The organism is Actinokineospora sp., from assembly GCF_050699995.1.
Taxonomy (GTDB): Bacteria; Actinomycetota; Actinomycetes; order Mycobacteriales; family Pseudonocardiaceae; genus Actinokineospora.
Window position 1 is genome coordinate 1 of sequence record NZ_JBOHGC010000634.1, and the last position, 1,366, is coordinate 1,366.

Annotated in this window: 3 protein-coding genes; 1 reads left to right on the forward strand and 2 read right to left on the reverse strand. The window is 65.9% G+C overall.

All coding sequences use genetic code 11. The features are described from left to right. Window positions 1-102 precede the first annotated feature (102 nt). The gene (locus ACRDSQ_RS30450) at window positions 103-510 is read right to left on the reverse strand and encodes a gamma-glutamyltransferase (protein WP_431425859.1); all 408 of its coding nucleotides are present in this window, start codon (window positions 508-510) and stop codon (window positions 103-105) included. 256 nt (window positions 511-766) lie between these two features. On the opposite strand from ACRDSQ_RS30450, the gene ACRDSQ_RS30455 reads away from it, so the two are divergent. Next, entirely contained in the window at window positions 767-1,285 is a 519-nt protein-coding gene (locus ACRDSQ_RS30455) for a DUF4277 domain-containing protein (protein ID WP_431425861.1), read from the forward strand. On the opposite strand, the gene ACRDSQ_RS30460 is transcribed toward ACRDSQ_RS30455, so the two are convergent. Then, a complete protein-coding gene (locus tag ACRDSQ_RS30460) occupies window positions 1,238-1,354 on the reverse strand; it encodes a hypothetical protein (protein ID WP_431425863.1) in 117 nt (38 codons plus the stop codon). The genes ACRDSQ_RS30455 and ACRDSQ_RS30460 overlap by 48 nt on opposite strands. Between the last annotated feature and the right edge of the window lie 12 nt (window positions 1,355-1,366).

A 1,366-nucleotide genomic window follows, 5' to 3' on the forward strand; every position in this document is an offset into this window, starting at 1 on the left:
GGAACTGCGAGGCCAACACACCCAACCCCACCCGATCCACCAGCCGATCACCGGACTTCACCTTCACCTGACCACGCCTGGGCACAACCAGACACTACACGATCAAGCACTAAGTTCCTGGTATTGGCCCGTGGCGGGGTTGATGAACATGTTCGCGTCGCCGGCGGCGGGCGTGGTCTCGCGGCCGTCGATCGTGGACACCACGCGGGTGCGGGCGTCGTAGTACACGAAGTAGCCGCCGCCACCCAGGCCCGCCATATTCGGGTCGGTGACCCCGAGGGTCGCGGCGACCGCGACAGCGGCGTCGGCGGCGGTCCCGCCTCTGCGGAGCACCTCGATCCCGGCTTGGGTGGATTCGACGGTGTCGGACACGACCGCCCCGCCATAACCCTGCGCGACCGGGACCTTCGCCAGTGGCGGCGCGGCCACCGCGGCCGACGGAGCCGCCACCAACCCGGCTATCGCGAGTAGCGCTACGGACAGTGCGTTGCCTCGGCGTGGATTACGCATCACGGCCTTCCTGTCGTACTGGACGGTGGTCCAGTTCTACTCGCGGTCCACCGGTGGCGCCAGGCTTGCGCACGGGCACTTCGGGTGCGGGAGCCGATCGAAAATGTCGGGTGCGGTCGCTAATCCCCCGTGTTCCGCACATGAGGTGGAGTGGGCAGGTCGGGCAGGTCGCTGACATGCCTGACCTGCGGGTCTGTCAGAGTGTGGTGTTGTGGATCAGCGTGGTCGGCGAGCAGCCCGGTATGTCGCGGCGAGTGTGGAAAAGACGTTGGGTGCGTTGCCGGTGGTGGCCGATTACTGTCGCCGTCTGGACCTGGCCGGGATCATCGATCGGGCCTGTCCGGTACGTGATCTGGCCTATCTGACGCATGGGCAGGTGATCGAGGCGCTGGTCGCGAACCGGTTGACCTCGCCGGTGCCGCTGGTCCGGGTGAGCGACTGGGCTCGGGACTGGGCGGTCGAGGAGGTTTTCGGCATCGACCCGGCCGTGGTGAATGACGATCGGATCGGGCGGGCACTGGACGCGATCGCACCCGAGCTGGATCGGATCGTGGGATCGGTTGGGGCGCAGGCGATATCGGCGTTCGGGATCGATGTGTCCCGCCTGCATTGGGATATGACGTCGGTGTCGCTGTACGGGGACTATGAGCAGACCGAGGATGATCACCCGGCGCCACGCTTCGGGCATCCCAAGGATTGTCAAGTACCGGGTTTGATGGAGACTGGATTAGCTGGTTTCCAGGGTTGCGGTGACCGGGTGGGTCATCGCGTGTAGTGCTTCGTACTCGGCGGGTGGCATGTGCCCGAGTTCGCCGTGCAGGCGCCGGTTGTTGTACCAGTCGATGTACTCGACGGT

What these genes read in the sequence shown, in the direction of transcription:
- ACRDSQ_RS30450 (WP_431425859.1), bottom strand. Translation starts at nt 510, where the DNA reads ATGCGTAATCCACGCCGAGGCAACGCACTGTCCGTAGCGCTACTCGCG.